Here is a 24,044-nt window from a genome sequence, read left to right on the forward strand (position 1 = left end):
AAATTTTTCTGCCACCCGCCCCGGCACCACTCTCAGCAATATCGCCTAGACTCGACGGATTCCTAATATCAACATGAACGAAAGTTGTCTATGATCAGGGCCAGCGCCCAAGAACGTGCTTTGCGCATTGAGCAGGAGCCACTTGTACCGGTTGGTCAGTCCACTGGATTCGTGACAGGTACCTTCTCCTCTGTGCGGGACGTTTGGGCACACAGAGAACTCCTGTCCCTGCTTGTGAAGCGTGAAATCAGGGCCCGGTACAAGGACAGTTCACTGGGCGTGTTGTGGAGCTTAGTCAGGCCTTTGGTCCAGCTCCTCGTCTACTACTTTGCTATCGGGCAGGTCCTGGGCGTTGCTCGGAACATTCCAAGTTTTGCAATTTTCGTTTTTGTCGGCCTCACTGTGTGGGGCCTGTTCACTGAGATCGTGTCGAGCGGCACCATGTCGATTGTCAACAACTCTGGTCTCGTCAAGAAGGTCTACTTGCCCCGAGAGATATTCCCTCTCGCTAGCGTTGGTGGGGCCCTTTTCAATTTCTCACTGCAGCTCGTCATCCTGATTCTGGCGACTCTTGTCCTTGGCAAGTTTCCGTGGACGACTGATCTTGCCTACGCCCCACTGGCCCTCGCGAACGTCATAGTATTCGGGACTGCGGTGGCCATCGTGCTGGCTGCTTCAACGGTATATTTGCGCGACCTTCAGCACCTTGTCGAGGTAGCACTCACCGTGGCGTTCTGGGCGTCACCCATTGTTTACTCGTTCTCCTTCGTTCACAAAGCAATCGGTGGAACATTTCTGGAGCAGGTCTACTTGGCGAACCCCGTCACCCTCAGTGTGCTCGGCATGCAGAAGGCATTCTGGATCGACGGCACAGCACAGACAACTGAGACGAATTGGCCGCCGGATCTTGCACTTCGCCTGTGGATTTCGCTCGCCATCAGCATCGCGCTGCTGTGGGTCGGGCAGCGCGTATTCTCGCGGCTGCAGGGTAATTTTGCGCAGGAGTTGTAGCTATGAGTAATCCCCCAAGAGTTGCCAGCATGCACGATCTCCCCACTATCGTGAGGGTGCAAGATGTTTCCAAGCGCTTCGTTCTGCACAAGGACAAGTCAGTCAAGGAACGGTTGACCACGTTTGGTCGCTCACGTCGGCACGTCCGGGATTTTTGGGCGCTCCGCGAAATGAACCTTGATATTGTCAGCGGGTCGACTGTCGGCCTCGTTGGGCATAACGGTTCCGGGAAATCCACACTGCTGAAGGTGATTGGTGGGATTATCCAGCCGACGACGGGCACGGTTGTCCGCCGCGGTCGCATGGCCGCACTGCTCGAGCTGGGCGCGGGATTCCACCCCGACCTGACGGGCCGCGAAAATGTGTACCTCAATGCGGCCATCCTCGGACTCAACAAGTTCGAGACGGATAGAAACTTTGACGACATCGTCGAGTTCTCTGGCATCTCAGATTTCATTGATACCCAGGTCAAGTTCTACAGCTCCGGCATGTACGTTCGGCTGGCTTTTTCGGTGGCGGTGCACGTGGATCCTGATCTTCTGCTCGTCGACGAAGTACTGGCAGTCGGTGACGAGCCATTCCAGCGGAAGTGTATGGATAAGATTGCGGAGTTCCAGGCAGAAGGTCGCACAATCGTCCTGGTCAGCCACTCCTCGGACCAGGTAGGTCGCCTCTGTGACCGGGTCGTTGTTCTGCACGCAGGCTCCATGGTTCACGACGGGGATCCGGCCGAGGGCATCCGAATCTTGCGCGATGGCTATGAAGCGGATCGAATCAACAAGATTCGGTCGCTGCCCACCGCCACGGCGACCGCACGTTTGAATATCGCCTCAGTGGAAGCCGAAACCAACACCGACGATGGTCACACCAATGTCGTTGTCAAGGTGTTGGTGAATGTAGTGGAATCCATTACCGGATGGGGCGTAGGGATATCCATCGAGACCACTCTGGGGATGACCCTCTACGCGATGGACAGCTTCGGTATGGACGTGACACTGCCGACGAGTGTCGGTCAACACGTGATCGAACTTACTCTGCCCGACATTCGCCTCGGCTCTGGGAAATATCTGGTCAGTGTCGGCCTCGGCCTGCCCACCGGCGAGAACTTCGACCGGAAGAACAGCGCAGCCTCATTCGACATACCTACGGATGACTATGGCATGGGCCTGATCAGGTTGAAACCAACGCTCACGCTCGCGCCCCTGGTTCAGTGACTCCCCTGACTGGTAACTTACTTTTCGATTCCATCAGTCTCAACACTGGGGACATTGCAATCGGAATCGCCTCTGCCCAGGTCCTCGCCCGGCGTGGGATATCAGCGAAGATCGTTGATCCACTCGGCGAACGGATGCCCGAACAGATGATAATCGGGGGCGGCGAGCTCATCCGCCCAGCCGGAGACCGTCTCTACGACGTCTTTCGTCAAACCGGTGCCCACATTCTGAACAGCGCCGGCGTGTGGGGCACTGCGGGCGGACTGGACTATTTGAAGGACTACGCCTACGTGTCCGCGCGGTCGTCACGTGAAGTTGAGGTGCTGCGCAGGTGGGTGCCTGAGGCGGAAATCGTCCCGTGCGCAACCACACTGCTCCAGAGCAACCACTACGAGATTCCGGGGGTCGACCCCGGTGACCTCCTCGTGGGGATTCACATGGTCCCCCACTCGCTACGTCAGATCGAGAATTTGATTCCACTGCTCAACTCCATCCCGCACAAGAAGGTCTACATCCCGTTCACGCACTACAACGGTGATGCCACTTTTATGCGCCACCTCCCGTTCGACAAAGCGAATTCGATCTTTCTCGATACTCTCGATCCCCTCCAACTGCATTCAGTTATAGGGCAGATGGACCGTGTCATCGTTTCGTCTCTGCATGCTTCGATTTTCGCCTACAGCCAGAACATCCCATTTGCTTCGATTTTCCAGCAGAAGGTTCAGAACTATTTCGAGGATCGAGGCCTGGCGGCGCATGTGGTTGCTGACCGCAGTCAACTCCGGGACATGATCGAACGGATGGATACCGAGGTCTTCGACTTCACGGGGGCCATTGAGAACGATTCCGCGGCGCTCTCGCGGGCCTTTGACCGCTACGAAGGCATCTTGAGCCGGAACCAGGGGCAATCAGGTGCGCCAAGCACATTTGAGGGTCCTTCGACATCACTGATCCGCGAACAAGTCCTTCTCGCGCAAGCACAGCAGGTCATCGGCGATCGCGACCTGACCCTGGCCGGCAGTGAATCGGCTCGACTCGCAATGATGACGCAAACTGAGGCACAGACCCATGAGGCGCAGGAGGCGTCAGAGGCCGCGGCTTGTCGGGAGGATGCACAGGAAGCCCGGATCGCCGACCTTGAGTCCCGACTGGCTCAGAGCGAAGATTCCCTGACCGCCGTTACCGGTTCCCTGTGGTGGAGCCTCGGCCTAGCCGTGCCCGCTCCCCTGCGCAGAGCGCTACGCAGACTTACGCAGATGCTCCAGCGACCCTGACCGCAGTGCCTCTTCGTCAGCCAAGTCCACGAGCGTCGAGGCTCGATAGCTGTTCCACTTCTGCACCTGATAGACCGGATTCACCAGGAGCCAGTACAGCTTTCGCTTCCAACTGAAGTCACGATCGCGCAGTATTCTCAAAGTGTCGCCCACGACTCCACGGGCGACCAATCGTGACCGGTTTGCGCGCGTCAGAACCGGGATATCGAACCCGATCTGGCGAAGCCCGACCGTCTCGTCGAAGATCCGGCGCCGATATTCAGCGAGAGTTAGGTCGTTGGAATGCTCCACCGCGGCGCGACCCGAGTACGCCTTGCGATATCCCGCCTCAATCAAATCCTTGCCGAAGAGCTGATCCTCTGCATACCGAACGTCGCGATAGGGCAAGGTGTTGACGAGAAAATCACGGCGGGTCGCCGAATTGACGTCGGAGTAGAAGCTGATCGCGTTCAGCACCCCTTCGCTCTGGACGAAGTCATCCTTGTAGAATATCGACGTGCCGAAATCGGGGCCGAATCCGGCAAACACCCCCTGAATCTCGTACTTGAGCAGCGGAAAACAGCCGGCGCGCGGTATCTGCTTACCCATGACGGCGACGATTCGCGGATCGAAAGCGAAGGGCGCCAAAAGCTCTTTCAGCCAGTGCGCCGACGCGGGAATCGCGTCGTGGGTGAGGAAGGCAATGAACTCACCCTGCGCCAGACGAGCGGCCAGATTCCTTGTCTTACCATGACCGAATTCTGAGTTCGCTATCTCGTGCAGGCGTACCGACGGGAACTTGCGGACTATTTCGAGCGTCGAGTCCGTCGACCCTGAATCGACAACTAGCACTTCGACGTCACCATCGATGTGTTGAGTTGTGACCTGCTGAAGTATGCGCTCAAGGTATACCTCGCCGTTGTATGTCAGGATCGCGACCGTGACGAGTGGCTGATCAGTCATGGGTCTGAGCTCTTATCTCTTCGAATGTGAATCGAACGCCGTCGTCAAGCGCGGTGAGGCGCGACGCACCGAACTCGGACCGGTACCGGTCAGTGTTGAGAACGACTCGATCGACGAACGTTGGAGGGATCGGGAGTTCCGTGATGCCAAAATCGATTTGAGTCACCCGGCGCAGAGAGTCGATGATCTCACTGACGGAATGCCCCACCCCACTGCCGATGTTGTAGAGATCGAACTCCGTTTCGACACCAACCATCGGGGTGAGCATCTGAACAAGATCCTCGACGAAGACGTAGTCCCGCACCATGGACCCGTCACCCATCCGGATCACGGGACGCCCCAGAACGATTTGCCGAAGCGCGATCGGAATCAAGCCTTGCTTCTTGTTCGCCTTTTGCCGAGTCCCATAGGGGTTCGAGATCCGCAGCGCCGTGGACTTCAGGTCGTGTTTGATCCTGAAGTAGTGGAGATAGTGTTCGATCGACAGCTTCCCGATGCCGTATGGCGAAATCGGCAATGCGCGATCCGTCTCAGCGTAATCAGCCTTGCCCTGTGGGCCGTAGATTGCACCCCCGGTCGACGCGTAATAGAAACGTTTGACTCCCGCAGCCACGCACGACTCGAGCAATTCGACCGTTTGCGCGATATTCGTGCGAATGTCCAGTGTCGGGTCACTCTCCGCAGTCGCCGGAGTCGTCGTTGAAAGAAAATGGAGGACGTAGTCCTGACCCCGAACAGCAGAGTCCAGGTCCGCCCGGCTCAGGAACTCACCTGGCAACACCGCGACGTTTTTTGCCGAGAACACCGGATCCGACGCACTGAACCGATCAAATGCCGTCACGTCGTGACCGGCCAACGACAGGGCATCGACGAGGTGTGATCCGATGAACCCGTTCCCACCGATCACCAGGGTCTTAGCCACGCATGACCCTCTCAAACGCTTCCATGAACTGGATGCCGGAATCTGCCCAATCATTCTGCGCAACCGATTCGGACATCGCGATCGACCGCGCCACGGCATCCGGATGGTCGAAGACCTCAGCCATCTTGCGGGCAATCGCAAGCGGTGACGCCGGGACGTATTCAATGAACGGGTTCTCCGACACCATCCGGTTGTTGGGGCCGTCGTTGACGATGGGTGTGACTCCGCTCGACAGCAACTCAAGCGGGAGAAGAGACATGTTCGACAGGGACATCACCAGGCCCGCCGCGCAGCGGTTGTAGACCGAGTTGAGTTCGGAGATATCTAGGCTCGAGAGATTGGTATAGGCGAACGGAATCTCCCAGTTCGAGACGTCCCAGCCGGCGAGATTGATGCGCACGTCTGGTTTTATACGAGCGAATTCGGCCAGCGCGAGCAATCCGAACTCGAACGCACGACGAGGCGTGACAGGTCGAGCGTAGAAGAATACTTCTGAGCGGCGACTCAGGTTTGTCACGCTGTAATGCGTCTTGTCCACAGCGAAATCAAAGTGATCCGTGGCCATGCCGAAGTCCGTCGAGAGCTTGTGGGCAAGCCAGCCGCCTGCGGTAATCCCATGGAACCCGAAGTGGTACGTGTTTTCGGCGAGCAGAGATTCCGTACCAAGGGGGTAGAAGCTCGCTTCGTAGTCCTGGACGAAGTAGAAGCGCCGTGCATTCGACGTGTCGAGGTAAGCCGGGTACGCGGTCTCCCATCCGGTCGCGAAGATGGCCTGCGTCCCGGCCTTCACTCCAGCCTTCGGATTGTACATTTTGATGCTCGCGGACACTTCGGGGTAGGCGGCAGCGGACCGCAGCATCCCCCGGATTTCCGGAATACTTACGGGGTGGTTACTAGTCGTATACAGGTAGATCGAACACCTGTGCCCGGCCTTCTCCGCGAGGTCGATGAAGCGGAAGAGGTTTTGATGACCGCCGCTTTCCAACCCGGGGGGCGACATGATCCACGCTATTTCAACTGGTCCGTCCTGAACCGAGATCGGGTTTGCCTGCCAATCAGCTGGCTGCGTCCAATCAACTTTCGCTGCATCATCGTTGCTCACGAGGATGACCGGCTTGTGCCTCGTGAGCCGCTGACTGGCCTTTGCGAGGCTCCGTGCCGCGAACGACCGCGGACCTTCTGCCGCAATCACTCGCACCGGGCGGAGCACGATGTTCGTGGCCCTGCTCGCAAAGACCCGTGGTCCGTGCTCGCGAAGGATGCGAATACTTCTGCCGAACACGTTCAAAAAGACTCTCCTAGATTGCAGTCACAAAAACCATCGTCATCAGATCCCGGGTATCGACTTCAGCCTATCAAGTGACGATTGCCGGGTATGGACATGCGCTGCAGCCACGGTGATTGCCACGAGTATGATTGGCATTCATGTCTAAATCTCCTCTCGATGCCACAGTTGTGGTTACCGTCAGTTACAACTCCAGCATGCAGCTGACGGGCTTTCTCGAGTCGGTCAAGCTGAGCGAGGAAGACGACCTCATCGTCATTGTGGCCGACAACATGTCGGCAGACCTCGATTCCACGTCGCAAATTGCCCAGTCCCACGGTGCCCGTTTGCTCGCACTTCCTGAGAATCGCGGCTACGGCGGTGCCATCAATGCGGCAGTGGCATCCCTGCCGGCGAGTTTCGAATACGTGCTGATCTCCAACCCCGACGTCGAGCTTGGGCTGGGGACCGTCACCGCACTGCTCGCAGAACTGGACGGAGACCCCCACGTTGGAGCGGTGGGGCCCCGCGTTCTCAACGCGGACGGCAGCACCTACCCGTCGGGTCGGCAACTTCCCTCGCTCCGAAACGGAGTGGGGCATGCGCTCTTCGCCCGCATCTGGCCCGACAACCCGTGGAGCCGTTCGTACCGAGCCGAGAGCCAGGGGTCCGACGTGCGCCGCCCGGTCGGCTGGTTGTCCGGAGCCTGTCTTCTCGTGCGCCGCACCGCGTTCGAGGAGCTCAACGGTTTCGACGAGGGCTTTTTCATGTACTTCGAAGACGTCGATCTGGGCTACCGGATGGGCAAGGCCGGGTGGACGAACGTTTACACCCCCGCGGCATCCGTAGTACACACCGGTGCGCACTCGACCAGCACCGAGTCCGGCAAGATGGTGCGCGCCCACCATGACAGCGCCTACCGTTACCTCGAGAAGAAGTACTCGGCTTCCTACCTGGCCCCCGTGCGCTGGGCGCTCAAACTCGGCCTGACAGTGCGGGCCCGCGTCTTGGCCCGCACCGGCCGGCTCGGCTGATCAGTCGTTCGTGGCGATGAGCCCGGTCAGGTAACGCCCGTATCCGCTCTTCTGGAGGGGCTCCGCCAGCCTTTCGAGTTCGGCACTCGAGATCCAGCCGGCCCGCCAGGCGATCTCCTCGATGCAGCCGACCTTGAAACCCTGACGGTCTTCGATCACGCGCACGTACTCGGACGCCTGCATCATGGACTCGAACGTGCCCGTGTCGAGCCACGCGGTGCCTCGGTCGAGAACCTGCACATTCAGGTTGCCCTGGGCCAGGTAGCGCTCGTTGACGGTGCTGATCTCAAGCTCACCGCGGGCGCTGGGCTCAATGGTCTTCGCGATCTCGACGACCGAATTGTCGTAGAAGTAGAGGCCCGGAACCGCGTAATTGCTCTTCGGCTTCGTCGGCTTCTCCTCGATCGACAGCGCGGTCATGCTGTCGTCGAATTCCACCACTCCGTAGGCCGTGGGATTGCTCACGTGGTAGGCGAAGATCCGGGCTCCCACCAGGTCGGCGTTGCCGCGCAGGGCCGAACCCAGGCCGGCGCCGTGGAAGATGTTGTCGCCGAGCACGAGAGCGACACTCTGGTCCCCGATGAATTCTTCACCGATGATGAACGCCTGGGCGAGCCCGTCCGGGGACGGCTGCGAGGCGTACTCGATCCGCAGGCCGAGATGCGACCCGTCACCGAGCAGCGCCCGAAACTGGTCGTTGTACTCGGGCGTGGTGATGATCAGGATCTCGTTGATGTCCGCCATCATCAGCGTCGACAGAGGGTAATAGATCATCGGCTTGTCGTAGATGGGCATCAGCTGCTTGGAGATGGCCTTGGTGATGGGCCACAGCCGGGTACCGGAGCCGCCGGCGAGGATGATTCCGCGCATTGTTACTTTCCTTCGTTGAGGGACGTATAGAACGCCCGGGCATCAGCCCAGGTGGGCAGAATGCCGCTGGCAGCGGCTTCGGTCAGGCTCGGGGCATCCGTGTCTTTCGGGGACAACAGCAGTTCGCCGGCTTCGGGCGGGAAGACCAGTCCGATGTCGGCGTCGAGCGGGTTGATGCCGTGCTCGCGGCCCGGGTTGAATGGCGCGGTGACGAGGTAGCTGACCGTGGCGTTGTCGGTGAGCGCCACGAAGCAGTGGCCGAGGCCCTCGGCGATGTAGATCGCCCGTCGGTCGGTGTCGTCGAGCAGAACGCTGTCCCACTGGCCGAAGGTCGGGGAGCCCACCCGGATGTCGATGACGAAGTCGAGCACAGCGCCGTGCGTGGCCGTGACGTACTTGGCCTGGCTCGGCGGGATGTCGGCGAAGTGGATGCCGCGCACGGAACCGCGCTTGGATACCGACGTGTTCGCCTGGGCGATGTCGAGGCGATGCCCGATCGTCTCCTCGAGGCGGTCGAAACGGTACCACTCGAGGAAAACCCCCCGGTCGTCCCCAAACTGCTGAGGAGTGATTTCGTAGGAATCAGGGATGGAGAGTTCACGGATCTTCACGCGAGGAAGTCTACCAAGCGCGTACCGGTAGAATCGCGGGGGCACTTTCATCAAACGGAACGGTTACCTCCATATGAAGATCCTCGTCACCGGCGGAGCCGGTTTCATCGGCTCGAACTTTGTTCGACGCACCCTCGAAGACGCCTACCCTGGCCTCGAAGGAGCCGAGGTCGTCGTGCTCGACGCCCTCACCTACTCGGGCAACCTCGAGAACCTGGCCCCGGTGGCCGGTTCCCCGCGCTACTCGTTCGTGCACGGCGATATCCGTGACGCCACACTGCTCGACCAGCTTTTTCCCTCCCTGGACGCGGTCGTGCACTTCGCCGCCGAATCCCACGTTGACCGCTCCGTGCGCGACGCGTCGATCTTTGTCGAGACGAACGTGCTCGGCACTCAGCAGCTGCTCGACGCGGCCCTGCGCCACAATCTGGCCCGGTTCGTGCACGTCTCCACCGACGAGGTCTACGGTTCCATCGCCGAGGGCTCGTGGAACGAAGAGCGCGCACTCGAGCCGAACTCCCCCTACTCGGCCTCCAAGGCCGGCAGCGACCTGCTCGCCCGCAGCTACCACCGCACGCACGGTCTGAACATTTCGATCACTCGCTGCTCGAACAACTACGGGCCGTACCACTTTCCGGAGAAGGTCATCCCGCTCTTCGTCACCAACCTGATCGACGACCTGCACGTTCCCCTCTACGGCGAGGGCAACAACATCCGTGACTGGTTGCACGTTGACGACCACACGCGCGCCATCGCCATGGTGCTCGTCGGCGGCCGCGCCGGTGAGATCTACAACATCGGCGGCGGCACCGAGCTGACCAACAAGGAGCTCACCGAGATGCTGCTCGAGTCGACCGGCAAGGACTGGTCCTACGTCGACCGCGTCGCCGATCGTCTAGGCCACGACCTGCGTTACTCCGTGGACATCTCGAAGATCCAGGCCGAACTCGGCTACGCACCCCTCGTGCAGTTCGAGCAGGGGCTCGCGGATGTCGTGCAGTGGTACCGCGACAACCGCACCTGGTGGGAGCCGCTCAAGGCCCGTGCGGCATTGAGCTGATGACCCGCTACCTGATCACCGGCGCGGCCGGGATGCTCGGCCGCGACCTGCAGGCGGCTCTCGCCGGCCGCGTCGTCACGGCGTTCGACCGCGCCGAACTGGACATCACCGACCGGGACGCCGTTCTGGCGGCGGTCACCGGCTACGACGTCGTGATCAACGCCGCCGCGTACACCAAGGTGGACGATGCGGAGACGAACGAGGATGCCGCGTACTCGATCAACGCGACCGGCCCGCGGAACCTGGCGCTGGCGGCATCCGCCACCGGGGCCAAGCTCGTGCAGGTCTCAACCGACTACGTCTTCGACGGCAGCGCCACCGAGCCCTACGCCGAGGACACGGAGATCAACCCGATCTCCGCCTACGGCCGCACCAAGGCCGCTGGTGAGGCGTTCGTGCTGCAGGAACACCCGGCGGGCAGCTATATCGTGCGCACGGCCTGGCTCTACGGTCAGCACGGCCCGAACTTCCCCAAGACCATGCTGAAGCTGGCCGCGGCCCGCGACACCCTCAGCGTCGTCGACGACCAGGTCGGCCAGCCCACCTGGACCGCCGACCTGGCCGCCCAGATCGTCGCCCTGCTCGATTCCGGCGCCCCCGCCGGCATTTACCACGGCACCAGCTCGGGCGTGACGAGCTGGTTCGGCTTCGCCAGGGCCGTCTTCGCCACAGCCGGCCTCGACCCGGAGCGGGTCACCCCCACCGACAGCTCGCAGTTCGTGCGCCCGGCTCCGCGTCCCTCGTATTCGGTGCTCGGGCACGACACCTGGGCTGACGCGGGCCTTGCCCCCATCCGTGACTGGCGCGAAGCGCTGGCCGCGGCAGCCGAGCAGGGGATCTTCGCGGACCGATGACCACACTGAGAGTCGTCCTGGACCAGATGATCGCGCCGGTCCCGGGCGGCATCGGTCGCTATACCGAAGAACTGACCCGAGCCCTGATCGCAACGGCTCCGGCGGACTGCGACGTCGAGGGTATTGTGTCGTCGTCTCCAGCGGAGCACTACGCCCGAATCGAGGCGAGTTTGCCGGGTTTGGGCAGCCTGCACACGACCACGCTCCCCCGGCGGGAGCTGGCCCGGGCCTGGCAGCTGGGCCTCGCCAACACCTCCGGTTCAGGCATGATCCACGCCCCGTCGCTGCTGGCGCCGTTGCGCCGGCACGACATCGTCAAGGACGGCAGCCAGGTGGCCGTCACCATCCACGACGTGCTCGCCTGGACGCATCCGGAGGCGCTGACCCCCACCACAGTCGCCTGGACGAAGGTCATGGTCAAACGCGCGCGCAAACACGCGGATGCGGTCGTGGTGCCTAGCCATGCCGTGGCCCACCAACTCGCGGACATCATCGACCTCGGCGACCGCGTGCGTGTGATCGGCGGCGGTGTCGGTGCAGGCCTGCGCCTGCCGTCGAACTCCTCCGCCACCGAGATCATCGCGGAACGTCTGGCGCTGCCGTCCGACTACATCGTCGCCGTCGGCACGCTTGAGCCGCGCAAGGCGATCACGGCGCTGATCACGGCCTTCGGTCTACCGGAGGGCCCGGATCTGCCGCTGATCGTGCTCGGGCCTGCCGCCTGGGGTGAACTCGACATGGCCTCCGTGGCCGACGAGGCCGGCCTCCCCTGGGGTCGGGTTCGCGCTATGAGCGGGCTGACCGACGAGGAGCTGGCCGTGGTCATCTCCCGGGCATCCGTCTTCGTCTACCCCAGCCTGGAAGAGGGCTTCGCCGGCCCGATGATCCAGGCGTTCCACCTGGGCACCCCGGTGGTGCACTCGGACGCCCCTGCCCTGATCGAAGCCTCCGGCGACGCAGGCCTGGCCGTGGAACGAGAGGATGCCGCGGGGTACCCCGAGCGGCTGGCCGCGGCCGTGAACCGGGTGCTGACCGACGCCACCCTCGCCAACCGGCTGCGCATCGTCGGCAGCGACCGGGCCAGGGCCTTCACCTGGCGCGATTCCGCCGAGCGGGTCTGGCTGCTGCACGCCGACCTGTAGCGACGCCCCGTGCTACGGTGCCGGTTCCTCCGTCACGGGCGGAGCCAGGGCGGCGCTGATCAGACTACGGATGACGTCGAAGTCGGGATCCTCCGGGTCGACGTCGTTCTCCGGGATCAGCTCGACCGACTGGATCGGAAGCGCTTTCGTCTTCGACGCGAGGTGGGTGAAGTAGCCGAGCATGCCCTGGGGGATGTCGGTCTTCACAACCTCGGTCCCGGCCGATGCCACGGCCTGGAACTTGGTCAGCACGTTCGCGGGGCTCGCCTGAGCCAGGATCGCCTCCTGCACCTGCCGCTGACGCACCATCCGGTCGTAGTCGCTCGTATCGTGGCGTGAGCGGGCGTACCAGAGGGCGTGGTAACCGTCCATGTGTTGCATGCCGGGTTCGAACCAGAAGGCCACCTCGGTGAACGTCTCATCGGTGTGCACGGGCACGCGGTGGTCGACGTTGATGTCAACCCCTCCGAGCGCGTCCACGAGGTCGGAGAAGCCCTGCATGTCGATCAGCACGTAGTACTGAATCGTCAGCCCGGTCACGCCCTGGGCGGCGTCGCGCATGCCCTCGATGCCAGGCTCGCTGCCCTGGGCCACCGCATCCGGGTACATCTCCGGGCTCTTCACCTCCACCTCGGTGAAGACCGAGTTAAGCATGCAGGCGGAGACCTCGCAGCCGTCGATGGCGCCATACCCTTCCGGGTACAGGTCGGCGAGCGGCCCCGGCGAGAACGGCACGTCCTCGAGGTTGCGCGGCAGTCCGATCATGCTGGCCTGGCCGGTCTCCGCGTCGATGCTGACCACGGAAATACTGTCGGGGCGCAGACCGTCGCGGGTCGGTCCGGCGTCGCCGCCGAGCAGCAGGATGTTGTAACGACCATCCACGGGCGGCTCGGTCGGGCCGGCCACGAAGACCGACGACAGGAGTCCGCTGGCCGTGGTCGCCAGGTAGGCACCGTAGCCGGCCGCGCCGACCACGCCGACCATGAGCACGGTCGTGAAGGCGGCGATCACGGGCCGGGCCCGGGGAGCGGCCCGCACAAGGCGCGCGAGACGGAGGGTGTCAAGGCTGAGGATGAGCCAGGCAACGCCGAGGAACACGAGCAGCGCAGCGGCGGCCCAGAGCCCGATCGAGTTCGTGAGGACCGTGAGCACGGCGGCCGGCCAGAGCGTGAAGACCACGCCGACAACGACCGCGAGGGCGACCAGTGTGAAGGTCGTCCGCAGACCGAACCGGCCGAGCCTCCGGTTGCCGGCCAGCACCTGGGCGGAGCCGGGCAGCACGAAATTGAGCACGACGAGCCACCAGGCCCGCTTGGTCATGACCGAGACGGACCCGACATCCGGATGCCGGATCGGCGTGCGTGCGCTACTCATAGTTTGTTCTGAAGGTCCCGGTTCTTCTGCTCGACCTGGGCGGCGAGCATCTCCATGTAGCCGAGCAGCTTGACCCGCAGGGAGTCGTCGGCGATGGCCAGCACCTTGACGGCGATCAGGCCGGCGTTGCGCGCGCCGCCGATGGAGACGGTGGCAACGGGCACCCCGGCCGGCATCTGCACGATGGAGAGCAGCGAATCCAGGCCGTCGAGCCGGCCGAGCGGCACGGGAACGCCCACCACCGGCAGCGTCGTCACGGCCGCAAGCATCCCGGGCAGGTGGGCGGCGCCGCCCGCACCGGCGATGATCACCCGGAGTCCGCGCGCGTGGGCACTCTGGCCGTAGGCGATCATCTTCTCCGGGGTGCGGTGCGCCGAGACGACCTGCACCTCGAACGGAACGCCGAAGTCACGCAGCAGCTGAGCCGCGTCACTCATCACGGGCCAGTCGGAGTCGGAGCCCATCACCACACCCACAAGCGGCGTCGCAGCGGCTTCCAGCGGAGCAAATTCGGGCACAGGGTTGTCTGTCACGGGTTCGATCCTATTTGGTCAGTCCTGAAAGATTGCCGCTGCGGCCCGCGCCTGATAGGCGGCGAGGTCCAAATCGTCGCCGCCGACGGTCACATGGCCGACCTTTCGGCCCGGCCGAGGATCCTTGCCGTAGGTGTGCACCTTGGCTGCCGGATAGGCCTCGAACACGGCCGGGTAGCGAGCGGACAAGGAACCCTCGGCCGGTCCGCCGAGGATGTTGACCATGACCGTCCATGGGTCTCTGGCGTCGGTCGCGCCGAGGGGAAGATCGAGCACGGCCCGGAGGTGCTGCTCGAACTGGCTCGTCGTGGATCCTTCGATCGACCAGTGACCGCTGTTATGCGGGCGCATCGCCAACTCATTGACCAGGATGCGCTCATCCGTCGTCTCGAACAGCTCGACAGCCAGCATGCCGGTGGCCCCGATGCCCTCGGCGATGCGCACGGCGATGTCGGCCGCGGCCTGGGCCAGGCGACCCGCCGACGACGGCGCCGGCGCAATGACCTCGGCGCACACGCCACCCTGCTGCACGGTTTCCACCACGGGCCACACCGCGATCTGCCCGGACGGGCGGCGCGCGACCAGCTGGGCCAACTCGCGGCGGAACTCGACGAGCTCCTCCACCAGGAGGGCACCGTCATTGCCGTCTTCGGCGAGCGCGGCGAACCAGTCGTCCACCTCGTGCTCGTGGGTGACCAGGCGCACCCCCTTGCCGTCGTAGCCGCCGCGGGCCGTCTTGACCACCGCACGGTTGTTGTGCGCGGCCAGGAAAACGCCCAGTTCGGCGGCGTTCTCCACGCGCGACCAGTCGGGCACGGGCAGCCCCAGCTCGGTCAGGCGCTGCCGCATCAGCAGTTTGTCCTGCGCGTAGAGCAGGGCGTCGGGCCCCGGATGCACAGCCACGCCCCGGGCCACGAGCTCGCGCAAAATCTCTTGGGGAACGTGCTCATGGTCGAACGTGACGACGTCGACGGTGTCGGCGAAGGCCAGCACCACGTCGCGGTCGCGGTAGTCGCCCACCTGCACCGCCGCCAGATCCGCCGACATACCCTCGTTCTCGGCCAGCACTCGGATGTCTATGCCCAGATTGACCGCCGCCGGAATCATCATTCTGGCCAGCTGGCCACCGCCGATCACGCCCACAGTCGTATTCATCGCTCCACCACAATCCTTGCGACCGGTCATTCTCCGGTACGGGTTCTCTCAGGCGGCAGGCTGGGCCTCGCCGTAGACTCGGGTTCTCGACTTCTATCTTTGCCCATCATCCGGAGGGATGCATGCCGAGTTCTCCTCACACGTCCGCACGCCTGATGGCCTTCGCCAGCCAGCTCGGCAAGTTCGGCGCCGTAGGTCTGGTCGGCTTCATCGTGGATTTCGCCGTGTTCAACCTGCTGCGCACGACGGTCTTCGACCCGGCGCTGATGCACGCCGGGCCGATCTACGCCAAGGTCGTATCGACCACGCTGGCCATCCTCGTGAACTGGCTCGGCAATCGGTACTGGACCTTCGGTGCGCACCGGCAGTCGCGCACATTGCGCGAGGGGGCCGAGTTCTTCGCCGTCAGTCTGGTTGGAATGGGCATCGGCCTCGCCTGCCTGTGGGTCAGCCATTACCTGCTCGGCTACACCAGCCTGCTGGCTGACAACATCTCGTCGAACGTGATCGGCCTGTTCCTCGGTTCGACCTTCCGCTTCGTGCTCTACCGCCATTGGGTGTTCTCCCCGAAGCGCAAGGCGGCGGCCGCCCTGGATAGGGCCCTCGCCGCTTAGCGGGATCCCCAGCGCGTGGTCTCTCCGGTGATCGCCGCCTGTTCCTGCCGGCGTGAGCCGATCAGGGTGCGTGAGGACTCCATCAGGTCGTGCAGCACCTGCTGCACCAGGTCGGCGCTCGGCACGTCCTTCAGCACGAGTGGCTGCTCCAGCCCAGCGTTGATCAGCACGTCACCCGAGTGGGCCATCGACTGCAACCAGTTTTTGCGCACGGTCACGTCGTAGCCGCGGCTGTGCAGCAGTTCCTGGCGGGTGCGCACGAAGAACCCATGCCGGAAGATGATGCGCCGGGTGGTGATCGTGTAACGGTTGTTCAGCCACGACGCGAGCGGCAGCAGCCAGAGCAGCAGCACCAGCACGATCGCCACGACCAGCAGCGCTGTGTTCTGCCACGGCTCCGGCAGGGAACCGAAGAAGTATGCGGTGGCCCCGACAACCGCTAGCAGCGCCAGAGTGGGCCAGAACAGCACCCTGGCGTGCGGCCGGAGCCCGGCCACGACCAGTTCGGCCGGGGGAAGCACTTCGGCTGTGCCGAAGCCCGCTGTATTTGTCATAGTCCATTAATACCGCAGGTGGGTCACATCCCCGGCGGCGACGGCCTGCAGTTCGCCATTCGACTGGTCTTCGACGATCAGTCGACCACTGGCGTCGAGAGCGACCGCGGTACCCACCAGATCAGTGCCGCCGGGCAGTTCCACCCGCACGACCCCGCCGAGGGTGCCGCACAGCTCGGTCACCGTCTGAAGAAGCCCGCTCTTCACCGGATCGCCGCCGGCCGCGAGGAAATCCTCGGTGAGGGTTCGCAGTTCGGAGAGGTAGCGGGCGAGCACGGCGTCCGGGTCGGGGGCCGCGCCGGTCACGAGCATCAGCGAGGTGGACGTGAGGGTGGGCAGGTCGTGCTCGTCGAGGGTGACGTTCAGTCCGGTGCCGATGACCAGCCCGCGCGCGTCGGGCAGCAGCTCCGAGAGGATGCCGGACACCTTGTAGCCATCGATGAGCACGTCGTTGGGCCACTTCAGGGTGACCTCGTGCCGCGGTGCGTCCTCGCCCAGCTCGGTCACCCGGGCCACCAGGCTCGCCTCGACGACCTCGCGCACTGCCCGGGTCATCGCCGCCCCGGCGAGCAGGGGGAACCAGCCGAAGCGCGGAATCGGGAGCGGGACGTCCCCGGTCCTGGGCCGGAGCAGCACCGAGATCGCGAGCGACTTGCCGGTGGGGGCGAGCCAGGTTCGACCCATTCGGCCGCGACCGCGCGTCTGGTTGTCGGTGACGACCGTCGACAGGTCGGGCCAGGCCGCAGCATCCTCGCCCGTCGCATGGGCGACTAGAACGTCGTTCGTCGACCCGGTCTCGGCCAGGTACTCGAAACGCGGCACGACCTCGCGGCTGAGCGGAAACTCCATGTGACTCTCTCCCTGTGGCTAACTCCTGTAATTCTCCCGAATACCGGCTCGAATGGCACAATTGCAGCCCGAATCCGAGAATTCTCCGGAGTTAGCCACACGGAGTGGGGAAGCCGACCAGCAAACCGGCCGGTTTTTGTAGAGAATCGTCAACGATCGGGGGCAGGGACTGGCCGGTAGAGTGAACCGCGTGACTGAGAACTCGCCCCTCACGGGCCCCGACCTGTACACGACGGCTGGAAAGCTCGCCGACCTCAAGCTGCGCTATCACGAAGCCGTGACCGCGAGCGGAGAGGCGGCGATCAAAAAACAGCACGCCAAGGGCAAGATGACGGCCAGGGAGCGCATCGATCTTCTGCTCGACCAGGGCTCCTTCGTCGAGCTCGACGAGTTCGTGCGGCACCGCACCCACGCCTTCGGCATGGAGAAGAAACGGCCCTACGGCGACGCCGTCGTCACCGGCACCGGCACAATCCACGGTCGCCAGGTGGCCGTGTACTCGCAGGACTTCACCATCTTCGGCGGTTCGCTCGGTGAGGTTGCCGGCGAGAAGATCATCAAGGTGATGGACCTCGCCTTGAAGACCGGGGTGCCCATCGTCGGCATCCTCGACTCCGGCGGAGCGCGCATCCAGGAGGGCGTCGTCGCCCTCGGTAAGTACGGCGAGATCTTCCGCCGCAACACGGCCGCCTCCGGCGTCATTCCGCAGATCTCGATCATCTGCGGCCCGGCCGCCGGCGGCGCGGTCTACTCTCCCGCCCTGACCGACTTCGTCATCATGGTCGACAAGACCAGCCAGATGTTCGTCACCGGCCCCGACGTGATCAAGACCGTCACCGGCGAAGACGTCGGCATGGAGGAGCTTGGCGGCGCGCTCACCCACAACACCATTTCCGGGGTGGCACACTATCTGGCCAGCGACGAACCCGACGCCCTCGACTACGCCCGCACCCTGCTGAGCTTCCTGCCGGATAACAACCTGGCCGACCTGCCCGTCTTCGACAGCGATATCGAGCTGGAGACGACGGATGCCGACCTCAAGCTGAACACGATCATCCCCGATTCCCCGAACCAGCCCTACGACGTGAAGACAGTGATCGAGCACATCGTCGACCACGGAGACTTCCTCGAGACGCAGCCGCTGTTCGCACCGAACATCGTCGTGGGCTTCGCCCGGGTCGAGGGACGGTCCATCGGCATTGTCGCCAACCAGCCCAGCGCCATGGCCGGCACGCTCAACATCCCGGCCGGCGAAAAGGCGGCCCGATTCGTGCGCTTCTGCGACGCGTTCTCGATTCCCATCCTCACCCTGGTCGACGTGCCTGGCTTCCTGCCCGGCACCGACCAGGAGTGGACCGGAATCATCCGCCGCGGTGCCAAGCTGCTCTACGCCTACGCGGAGGCGACCGTGCCTCTGGTCACGGTCATCCTGCGCAAGGCCTACGGCGGCGCGTACATCGTGATGGGCTCCAAGCAGCTCGGCGCCGACATCAACCTGGCCTGGCCGACGGCGGAAATCGCCGTCATGGGCGGCCAGGGTGCCGTGAACATCCTGTACCGCGCCGAGATCAAGAAAGCCGAAGCCGCCGACGAGGATGTCGCCGCCGTGCGCACCCGCCTGGCCAACGAGTACACCTACAACGTGGCCAGCCCTTTCCTGGCAGCCGAGCGCGGCGAGCTCGACGGCATCATCGAGCCCGCCACGACACGGGTGGCGGTCACCAAGGCGCTCCGCGCGCTGCGCACCAAGCGAGCCAGCCTCCCGCCCAAGAAGCACGGGAACATTCCGCTGTAGGCGGCGCCATGACCCACGTGATGAATTCCTCCTTGAACCACCCGGCGGATGCCGCGGCGAACGCCGCCGAGAACGCCACCGCGGATCCCTCCCAGCAGGCTGTGCCCGGGCTGCGCTTCGTCACCCGCAGCGTCACGCCCACCGAGGCGGCCGCAGTGTCGGCCGTGCTGCACGGCCTGGTCCGCGAAGAGTCCGACAACCTCCGGCTGGCCCCGGCGCGCGGCCAGAGCGCGTGGCAGCGTAGCCAGCGGGGCATCCGTCCGCCCGTGACGGCCGGCAACGGCCGCTGGCGCGGGTTCCAGGGCTGACCCCGCATCGAGACGGCCGGTCCCCCTAAATGCCGACTTTTTATGGCGACCCGGTTCGAGGAGTATTACCTATGCCGGGTGAAACTCTCTGAGATTCACGACCGCGGCCCGTCGACTAGGGTAAGCAGTCGGGTTGTGGGGGCGCGTCAGGGTGACATTCGGGTTGTCGCCCTGGCACGGAGTCGAAAGGGACCAACCTCACGGTTGGTCCCTTTCGCATTTCCGGGGCAACCGGTTCAGTTCGGCACTGACGAGACCAGTGCCGGGTTGCGCGGGATCTCCAGCCAGAGGTCGACCTCCGGTTCGGGCGATTCCTGGCCGAGCGCGCTCAGTCGCGCATCCGCGCTGCTGAGGCCGACCACCGTGACGGCCGTCGCGGATCCGTCGCCGGCTGTGCGGGCGATGATCGTGTCGGCCAGGGTGCCGCCGATGGCCACCGCCAGCGCGTTGAGCACCGATTCAAGTTCTGCCCCGCGGATGTCGTCGATACTGCCCTCGTCGAGCAGGGTGACGATGGCACCGCGACGGCGGGCGGCCATGACCGCGTCGCGCACGGCGTCGTTGAGCAGCTTGCGGCCGCGGATCTCATCCCGCACGGCGGCCTCGAGGTAGCGGGACTCCTGACGCTGCTCCGCGTTCAGTTCCCCGTGCTGATCGATGATCCGGCGCAGCATGGGGGCGGCGAGCCGGATGGTCTGGGCGAGCCGCACCTGCCGCTCGTACAGGTGCGCCTCCTGGGCTGCCTGCCACTCGGTGGCCTCCTGCTCGGCCAGCGCGTACTGCCGCGCATCGCGGCCCGCCTTCGCCAGGGCCCGCGCCAGGATGACCGCGACGGCCACCCAGACCACGCTACCGATGACACCCATCGAGCCCAGGGCGGCCGGGCCAGCCCAGAAGATCGTGTGCGCGACCAGGATCGCGGCCCCGACCCAGGCCAACCCCGAACGTCGCCGGGTGGCGGTGACGGTCATCAGAGTGCCGACGGCGGCGACGTACCAGGTGGCGTAGCCGTTGTCGACGGAACCGTCGAGTTGGCTCCCCACCAGCAGGGGCAGCATCGCGCACACGGCGACGTTGAAGAACGCCAGCCACACGGGCATCCGGATCGGGCTGGTCGGCCACAGACTGACCACCGTTGCGATTGCGTAGACGATGATCGCAAGGATGGCCGGCAGCGGCGTTCGCGGCTGGCCCAGCGAGTAGAACCCGAGCACCACATGATAAGCCGAGAACATGGCTGCCAGGGAGAGCACGAGCCCACGCGGGACGGTGATCATGCGCGGTCTCCCCCATCGGCCGGCCATTCAATGCTGATGGTCGTGCCGCGGCCGATGGCGGCGGACACCGTGACGGAACCGCCGGCGCTGGCCACCCGGTCCTGGATGGAGATGCGCAGCCCCAGCCGTTCGGCCGGCACCGCGTCGGGGTCGAAGCCCACCCCGGAGTCGGCGATCACGATGGTGCAGCCGCCCTGCGGGTTCGCGCTCATCGTGAGGGTGCGTTCGGGCTCGCTGTCCGGCGTGCCGGCGTGCTGGGCGCTATTCACCATGGCCTGCCCGCTGGCGGCGAGGATCGCGTCCCGCGCGTGCGCTGGAAGGCGGAGCCCGTCGATCGTGCACTCGACGATGGTGAACGGCACCGGCAAACGTGCCGCGGCGGCACGGATCTGCGCGCTGAGCTCGCAGAAGGGCACCGTGCTGTCGTCGCCGGCCGGAACGACGGCCGCGTCGTTGAGGCGCGTGAGGGCATCCGCCGCCATGCCCGATGCCAGCTCGGCCGCCTTCGGACTGCCGGCAGCGGCCGCGGCGAGGAAGGTGGCCAGCACGCTGTCGTGAACGATCGAGTCGACCTGCACGCGCTCAACCTCGGTGGCGTGCTGGCGCACGGCGTTGCCGTACTGGTGCAGCGCGTTGGTCTGGGCATTGTCGACCGCCGCCGCCGTCTGCCGGAGCATGAAGATGATGATCAGGATGACCTGACCGAGGAGGATCGCATAGACGGCGTCAAGGGAGGACAGCAGCAGGTCAGCGTCGCCGCCGGACGGCGTCGACCGCACCACACCGTAGACGATCGGCGCGGCGAAGGTGTAGATCGCGGCCCAGAGCACAGGGAAGGCAAGGGCGGCGCAAGCTGTCGCGACCGTGCACATGTACCAGAGCCACGGTTTGCCGTCGAGCACGGCCGTCGGATCACGCATCAGCAGCGGCCAGGCCAGCAGTGCCGCCAGGTAGATGAGCGCCACAATGCCGGCGGATGCGCGCACGCCGACCTTGGTCACCGCGGCCACCACGACAGCCGCCAGCGACAGTCCGAGCAGCAGGGGTGCGAGAGACCCCATCACGGGCAGCCGCACCGGGGCCTGCTCGAGCATGATCGGCATCGCCTGAAGGGCGAAGACCACGCCGACGCCGGCGACGGATCGCGACGCCACCACTTCGATCCGGGTGCGGCTGATCGGGTTGCGCGGCTGCTTGGGTCCACCGATCAGATCGGCGTCCAGTCGATCTCCGCCCGGGTCCTTCCCGGCGAGCGGCGGCGGGACGGCCACCGCGGACTCAGCCGCGGCCATCTCCACCATCCGGGTCGAGGCCCGGCAGGATTCCGTCTTCGACGGCGCGCCGGAGCAGGTCGACCTTCGTGGGTGCCGGTCGGCCGACCTCCACGTATTTCACCCGGATCCGGTCGAGGTACTCGCGCGCAGTCGAGTGGGCGATGCCGAGCTGCATCGCAACCATCTTGAGCGGCAGGCCCGACGCATACAGGTGCAGCACGTCGCGTTCACGGCGGCCGAGCTGCGCTTTGGCGAAGTCGCGGTCGGCATCAATGGCCGTGGCCCATTCGAGGTTGTTGAGCACGTCGCCCCGGGCCACGGATGCGACGGCGGCCATGACCGTGGTGGTGGGGGAGGATTTCGGGATGACGCCAGACGCGCCCGCGGCGAGCGCCTCACGCACCAAGGCGACCCGGTCGGCGATGCTGTGCACGAGCACCGACGCTCCCGTGCTCTGGGCGCGGTGCACGTTGTCGGTGACGCGGGACCCGTCACCGAGCGAGAGGTCGAGCACGATGACGTCCACGGCGCGGCCGTCGATGCCGTCCACGAGTTCCTGCACCGTGGGGGCCGTGAAGACGACCTCGTAGCCCACGTTCTCGCAGGCCGCTTTGATGCCGAGGCGCACCGACTCGTGATCGTCGGCGATGCCGACGCGCACGGGGTGGCCCAGGTCGGCGGTATCGACGGGATCAGTGGTCGAAGGCAGAGCTGCTATCGGGTGATTCACGGTTTCCTACATTCTCACGGTGTCTACAGGTCAACGATAGCTAGCGGGACAGGAGTGCGACGGCTTCGACATGGTGGGTATTCGGGAACAGGTCGAAAGCGCGCAGCCGCCGCAGCGTGTAGCCGTGCCCGGCGAGCAGGGCGATATCGCGGGCCAGGGCCACCGGGTCGCACGCCACGTAGACGATCTGGGCCGGCCCGAGGGCGCCGAGCAGGTCGATGACCTCCTTGCCCGCCCCGGAGCGCGGCGGGTCGAGGATCACCGTCGCGGCCGCCTGGCGGGCCCGGTCGGCGGCGCTCGAATCGCGCACCAGCGCGTTCAGGAAGCGGTCGACGCGGGAGGTCTGCACACTGGCGCCGACCCACTCGGCGAGGTTCTCGGCCGCGAAATCGGTGGCTTGCGGGTCGCTCTCGACGCTGGTCATGCGCACGGTGCTGCCGAACCGGTCGCCAACGGCGGCGGCGAGCAGGCCCACCCCGCCGTAAAGGTCCAGGTTGGCAGCCCGCGGATCGAACGCATCCGCGTCGATGGTGTCCTGCACCGCACGGTAGAGGGTCTCGGCGGCACTGGTGTGCACCTGCCAGAACCCGGCGGCGTCGAGGCGGAACTCGCGCTCGCCGACGACCTCGCGGATCAGGGTCTTGGGGGTGTGCCGGCGGCGACCCTTGTCGTCCTGCTCCGCCACAAGGATCTGCACCGTGCCGAGGCTCGGGGCGACGATGTCGACGGATGCGGCGCCGGGGAACATCTTGTCCAGGGGCGCGGCCGCTTCCAACAGGCGATCCGCCAGCGGCAGGTCCCCGACCGGGATGACCCGATGCGAACGGGCGGCATACGGGCCCACCGAGCCGTCCTCATCGACGTGCAGCCGCACGCGGGTGCGCCAGCCGGTGCCGTCGGCGGCGTCGCCGGGCGATGCGTTGCGGCCGACCGGAACCGGCTCGACCGTGACCGGGGAGTCGACGCCGGCCATCCGCTTCAGTGCGTCGGCCAGAACCTGGCGCTTCAACTCGCGCTGGTAGCCGAGTTCGATGTGGCCGAACTCGGCACCGCCGGCGCGGTCAACCGGGTCGCGGTCAAGGGCTGCTGCTGCCCAGATGTGCGGCTGGCGCTCGGGTGCCGGAGTGAGCACCTCCACGGTCTCAGCGCGCCAGAAGCTCTTGTGGCTGGCCGAGGTCAACCGGGCGCGCACGCGCTCCCCCGGAAGGGTGTCGCTCACGAAGACCACGCGGCCCTCGTGCCGGGCGATGAAGATGCCGCCGTGAGCTACGTTGGTGACGTCGAGTTCGAGCTCTGCGCCTACTTGTGCGGAGTGCCCGCTCGAATCTGCCTGAATGTCATTGCTGGTGCCCATCCTCCGATGATCCCACACCGCTTACACCC

24 protein-coding genes are annotated in these 24,044 nt (G+C 64.8%); 10 read left to right on the forward strand and 14 right to left on the reverse strand.

The annotated features are described in order from the left end of the window. The first annotated feature begins 171 nt into the window (after nucleotides 1-171). Genes E3O65_RS00630 through E3O65_RS00640 form a run of 3 tightly spaced genes read left to right on the forward strand, consistent with a single transcriptional unit; the run spans nucleotide 172 to nucleotide 3,499 of the window. The gene (locus E3O65_RS00630; protein ID WP_241985880.1) at nucleotides 172-1,011 is read left to right on the forward strand and encodes an ABC transporter permease; all 840 of its coding nucleotides are present in this window, start codon (nucleotides 172-174) and stop codon (nucleotides 1,009-1,011) included. Nucleotides 1,012-1,040: 29 nt separating this feature from the next. After that, entirely contained in the window at nucleotides 1,041-2,225 is a 1,185-nt protein-coding gene (locus tag E3O65_RS00635) for an ABC transporter ATP-binding protein (RefSeq protein ID WP_241985881.1), read from the forward strand. Next, on the forward strand, nucleotides 2,222-3,499 hold the full coding sequence (locus tag E3O65_RS00640) for a polysaccharide pyruvyl transferase family protein (RefSeq protein WP_134361825.1): 1,278 nt from the start codon (nucleotides 2,222-2,224) through the stop codon (nucleotides 3,497-3,499). Before E3O65_RS00635 ends, E3O65_RS00640 begins: the two co-directional genes overlap by 4 nt. Here the strand turns inward: E3O65_RS00640 and E3O65_RS00645 are convergent. Genes E3O65_RS00645 through E3O65_RS00655 form a run of 3 tightly spaced genes read right to left on the reverse strand, consistent with a single transcriptional unit; the run spans nucleotide 3,464 to nucleotide 6,645 of the window. Beyond that, on the reverse strand, nucleotides 3,464-4,441 hold the full coding sequence (locus E3O65_RS00645; RefSeq protein ID WP_134361826.1) for a glycosyltransferase family 2 protein: 978 nt from the start codon (nucleotides 4,439-4,441) through the stop codon (nucleotides 3,464-3,466). The two genes, E3O65_RS00640 and E3O65_RS00645, sit on opposite strands and share 36 nt — an antisense overlap. After that, nucleotides 4,434-5,417, reverse strand: coding sequence for an NAD-dependent epimerase/dehydratase family protein (locus tag E3O65_RS00650; RefSeq protein WP_198411727.1), 984 nt, complete (start codon nucleotides 5,415-5,417; stop codon nucleotides 4,434-4,436). Before E3O65_RS00650 ends, E3O65_RS00645 begins: the two co-directional genes overlap by 8 nt. Then, a complete protein-coding gene (locus tag E3O65_RS00655) occupies nucleotides 5,356-6,645 on the reverse strand; it encodes a rhamnosyltransferase WsaF family glycosyltransferase (protein ID WP_241985886.1) in 1,290 nt (429 codons plus the stop codon). Before E3O65_RS00655 ends, E3O65_RS00650 begins: the two co-directional genes overlap by 62 nt. Before the next feature lie 143 nt (nucleotides 6,646-6,788). Between E3O65_RS00655 and E3O65_RS00660 the strand changes: the two genes are divergently transcribed. Further along, nucleotides 6,789-7,661, forward strand: coding sequence for a glycosyltransferase family 2 protein (locus E3O65_RS00660; RefSeq protein WP_134361828.1), 873 nt, complete (start codon nucleotides 6,789-6,791; stop codon nucleotides 7,659-7,661). On the opposite strand, the gene rfbA is transcribed toward E3O65_RS00660, so the two are convergent. Both rfbA and E3O65_RS00670 read right to left on the reverse strand, forming a co-directional pair. Continuing rightward, a complete protein-coding gene (rfbA, locus tag E3O65_RS00665) occupies nucleotides 7,662-8,531 on the reverse strand; it encodes a glucose-1-phosphate thymidylyltransferase RfbA (RefSeq protein ID WP_134361829.1) in 870 nt (289 codons plus the stop codon). Nucleotides 8,532-8,533: 2 nt separating this feature from the next. Next, nucleotides 8,534-9,142: a dTDP-4-dehydrorhamnose 3,5-epimerase family protein gene (locus E3O65_RS00670; RefSeq protein ID WP_134361830.1), complete on the reverse strand. Its 609-nt coding sequence runs from the start codon at nucleotides 9,140-9,142 to the stop codon at nucleotides 8,534-8,536. Nucleotides 9,143-9,215: 73 nt separating this feature from the next. Between E3O65_RS00670 and rfbB the strand changes: the two genes are divergently transcribed. From rfbB to E3O65_RS00685, 3 genes are read left to right on the forward strand one after another with little or no spacing between them, the layout of a single operon-like run. Next, nucleotides 9,216-10,202, forward strand: a complete 987-nt coding sequence (rfbB, locus tag E3O65_RS00675; protein ID WP_134361831.1) for a dTDP-glucose 4,6-dehydratase — start codon at nucleotides 9,216-9,218, stop codon at nucleotides 10,200-10,202. Next, entirely contained in the window at nucleotides 10,202-11,056 is an 855-nt protein-coding gene (gene rfbD, locus E3O65_RS00680; RefSeq protein ID WP_134361832.1) for a dTDP-4-dehydrorhamnose reductase, read from the forward strand. Before rfbB ends, rfbD begins: the two co-directional genes overlap by 1 nt. Further along, entirely contained in the window at nucleotides 11,053-12,198 is a 1,146-nt protein-coding gene (locus E3O65_RS00685) for a glycosyltransferase family 4 protein (protein WP_134361833.1), read from the forward strand. The genes rfbD and E3O65_RS00685 overlap by 4 nt, the downstream gene beginning before the upstream one ends. Before the next feature lie 12 nt (nucleotides 12,199-12,210). On the opposite strand, the gene E3O65_RS00690 is transcribed toward E3O65_RS00685, so the two are convergent. The 3 genes from E3O65_RS00690 to E3O65_RS00700 form a co-directional block, all read right to left on the reverse strand. After that, on the reverse strand, nucleotides 12,211-13,572 hold the full coding sequence (locus E3O65_RS00690) for an LCP family protein (RefSeq protein ID WP_241985882.1): 1,362 nt from the start codon (nucleotides 13,570-13,572) through the stop codon (nucleotides 12,211-12,213). Then, complete coding sequence (gene purE, locus E3O65_RS00695; protein WP_134361848.1) at nucleotides 13,569-14,036, reverse strand: 5-(carboxyamino)imidazole ribonucleotide mutase; 468 nt, start codon at nucleotides 14,034-14,036, stop codon at nucleotides 13,569-13,571. Before purE ends, E3O65_RS00690 begins: the two co-directional genes overlap by 4 nt. Before the next feature lie 87 nt (nucleotides 14,037-14,123). Then, the gene (locus E3O65_RS00700) at nucleotides 14,124-15,260 is read right to left on the reverse strand and encodes a 5-(carboxyamino)imidazole ribonucleotide synthase (protein WP_134361834.1); all 1,137 of its coding nucleotides are present in this window, start codon (nucleotides 15,258-15,260) and stop codon (nucleotides 14,124-14,126) included. Between the two features lie 122 nt (nucleotides 15,261-15,382). On the opposite strand from E3O65_RS00700, the gene E3O65_RS00705 reads away from it, so the two are divergent. Then, a complete protein-coding gene (locus E3O65_RS00705) occupies nucleotides 15,383-15,874 on the forward strand; it encodes a GtrA family protein (RefSeq protein WP_241985883.1) in 492 nt (163 codons plus the stop codon). Here E3O65_RS00705 and E3O65_RS00710 read toward each other — a convergent pair. Together E3O65_RS00710 and E3O65_RS00715 are read right to left on the reverse strand one after the other, a co-directional pair. Beyond that, a complete protein-coding gene (locus E3O65_RS00710) occupies nucleotides 15,871-16,428 on the reverse strand; it encodes a PH domain-containing protein (protein WP_241985884.1) in 558 nt (185 codons plus the stop codon). The two genes, E3O65_RS00705 and E3O65_RS00710, sit on opposite strands and share 4 nt — an antisense overlap. A gap of 6 nt (nucleotides 16,429-16,434) precedes the next feature. After that, the gene (locus E3O65_RS00715; protein WP_134361835.1) at nucleotides 16,435-17,277 is read right to left on the reverse strand and encodes a biotin--[acetyl-CoA-carboxylase] ligase; all 843 of its coding nucleotides are present in this window, start codon (nucleotides 17,275-17,277) and stop codon (nucleotides 16,435-16,437) included. A gap of 181 nt (nucleotides 17,278-17,458) precedes the next feature. On the opposite strand from E3O65_RS00715, the gene E3O65_RS00720 reads away from it, so the two are divergent. Then, a complete protein-coding gene (locus tag E3O65_RS00720; protein ID WP_422386390.1) occupies nucleotides 17,459-19,072 on the forward strand; it encodes an acyl-CoA carboxylase subunit beta in 1,614 nt (537 codons plus the stop codon). A gap of 8 nt (nucleotides 19,073-19,080) precedes the next feature. Next, a complete protein-coding gene (locus tag E3O65_RS00725) occupies nucleotides 19,081-19,380 on the forward strand; it encodes an acyl-CoA carboxylase epsilon subunit (RefSeq protein WP_241985885.1) in 300 nt (99 codons plus the stop codon). Between the two features lie 236 nt (nucleotides 19,381-19,616). On the opposite strand, the gene E3O65_RS00730 is transcribed toward E3O65_RS00725, so the two are convergent. The 4 genes from E3O65_RS00730 to E3O65_RS00745 all read right to left on the reverse strand — a co-directional run bounded on the left by E3O65_RS00730 (nucleotide 19,617) and on the right by E3O65_RS00745 (nucleotide 24,015). Continuing rightward, nucleotides 19,617-20,657: a hypothetical protein gene (locus tag E3O65_RS00730; protein ID WP_134361837.1), complete on the reverse strand. Its 1,041-nt coding sequence runs from the start codon at nucleotides 20,655-20,657 to the stop codon at nucleotides 19,617-19,619. Then, the gene (locus E3O65_RS00735; RefSeq protein WP_134361838.1) at nucleotides 20,654-21,949 is read right to left on the reverse strand and encodes a sensor histidine kinase; all 1,296 of its coding nucleotides are present in this window, start codon (nucleotides 21,947-21,949) and stop codon (nucleotides 20,654-20,656) included. The genes E3O65_RS00730 and E3O65_RS00735 overlap by 4 nt, the downstream gene beginning before the upstream one ends. Next, complete coding sequence (locus tag E3O65_RS00740; protein WP_134361853.1) at nucleotides 21,936-22,640, reverse strand: response regulator transcription factor; 705 nt, start codon at nucleotides 22,638-22,640, stop codon at nucleotides 21,936-21,938. Before E3O65_RS00740 ends, E3O65_RS00735 begins: the two co-directional genes overlap by 14 nt. 61 nt (nucleotides 22,641-22,701) lie before the next feature. Next, nucleotides 22,702-24,015, reverse strand: a complete 1,314-nt coding sequence (locus E3O65_RS00745) for a class I SAM-dependent RNA methyltransferase (RefSeq protein WP_134361839.1) — start codon at nucleotides 24,013-24,015, stop codon at nucleotides 22,702-22,704. Nucleotides 24,016-24,044 lie beyond the last annotated feature (29 nt).

This window comes from Cryobacterium breve (genome assembly GCF_004402375.1).
Classification (GTDB): Bacteria; Actinomycetota; Actinomycetes; order Actinomycetales; family Microbacteriaceae; genus Cryobacterium; species Cryobacterium breve.

Coding starts and splice junctions, on each gene's coding strand:
- E3O65_RS00710 (WP_241985884.1), bottom strand. CDS start 16,428: ATGACAAATACAGCGGGCTTCGGCACAGCCGAAGTGCTTCCCCCGGCC.
- E3O65_RS00730 (WP_134361837.1), bottom strand. CDS start 20,657: ATGATCACCGTCCCGCGTGGGCTCGTGCTCTCCCTGGCAGCCATGTTC.
- rfbD (WP_134361832.1), top strand. CDS start 10,202: ATGACCCGCTACCTGATCACCGGCGCGGCCGGGATGCTCGGCCGCGAC.
- E3O65_RS00700 (WP_134361834.1), bottom strand. CDS start 15,260: ATGAATACGACTGTGGGCGTGATCGGCGGTGGCCAGCTGGCCAGAATG.
- E3O65_RS00745 (WP_134361839.1), bottom strand. CDS start 24,015: ATGGGCACCAGCAATGACATTCAGGCAGATTCGAGCGGGCACTCCGCA.
- purE (WP_134361848.1), bottom strand. CDS start 14,036: ATGGGCTCCGACTCCGACTGGCCCGTGATGAGTGACGCGGCTCAGCTG.
- E3O65_RS00715 (WP_134361835.1), bottom strand. CDS start 17,277: ATGGAGTTTCCGCTCAGCCGCGAGGTCGTGCCGCGTTTCGAGTACCTG.
- E3O65_RS00645 (WP_134361826.1), bottom strand. CDS start 4,441: ATGACTGATCAGCCACTCGTCACGGTCGCGATCCTGACATACAACGGC.
- E3O65_RS00635 (WP_241985881.1), top strand. CDS start 1,041: ATGCACGATCTCCCCACTATCGTGAGGGTGCAAGATGTTTCCAAGCGC.
- E3O65_RS00650 (WP_198411727.1), bottom strand. CDS start 5,417: ATGATTGGGCAGATTCCGGCATCCAGTTCATGGAAGCGTTTGAGAGGG.
- E3O65_RS00690 (WP_241985882.1), bottom strand. CDS start 13,572: ATGAGTAGCGCACGCACGCCGATCCGGCATCCGGATGTCGGGTCCGTC.
- E3O65_RS00685 (WP_134361833.1), top strand. CDS start 11,053: ATGACCACACTGAGAGTCGTCCTGGACCAGATGATCGCGCCGGTCCCG.
- E3O65_RS00735 (WP_134361838.1), bottom strand. CDS start 21,949: ATGGCCGCGGCTGAGTCCGCGGTGGCCGTCCCGCCGCCGCTCGCCGGG.
- E3O65_RS00660 (WP_134361828.1), top strand. CDS start 6,789: ATGTCTAAATCTCCTCTCGATGCCACAGTTGTGGTTACCGTCAGTTAC.
- E3O65_RS00725 (WP_241985885.1), top strand. CDS start 19,081: ATGACCCACGTGATGAATTCCTCCTTGAACCACCCGGCGGATGCCGCG.
- E3O65_RS00705 (WP_241985883.1), top strand. CDS start 15,383: ATGCCGAGTTCTCCTCACACGTCCGCACGCCTGATGGCCTTCGCCAGC.
- rfbA (WP_134361829.1), bottom strand. CDS start 8,531: ATGCGCGGAATCATCCTCGCCGGCGGCTCCGGTACCCGGCTGTGGCCC.
- rfbB (WP_134361831.1), top strand. CDS start 9,216: ATGAAGATCCTCGTCACCGGCGGAGCCGGTTTCATCGGCTCGAACTTT.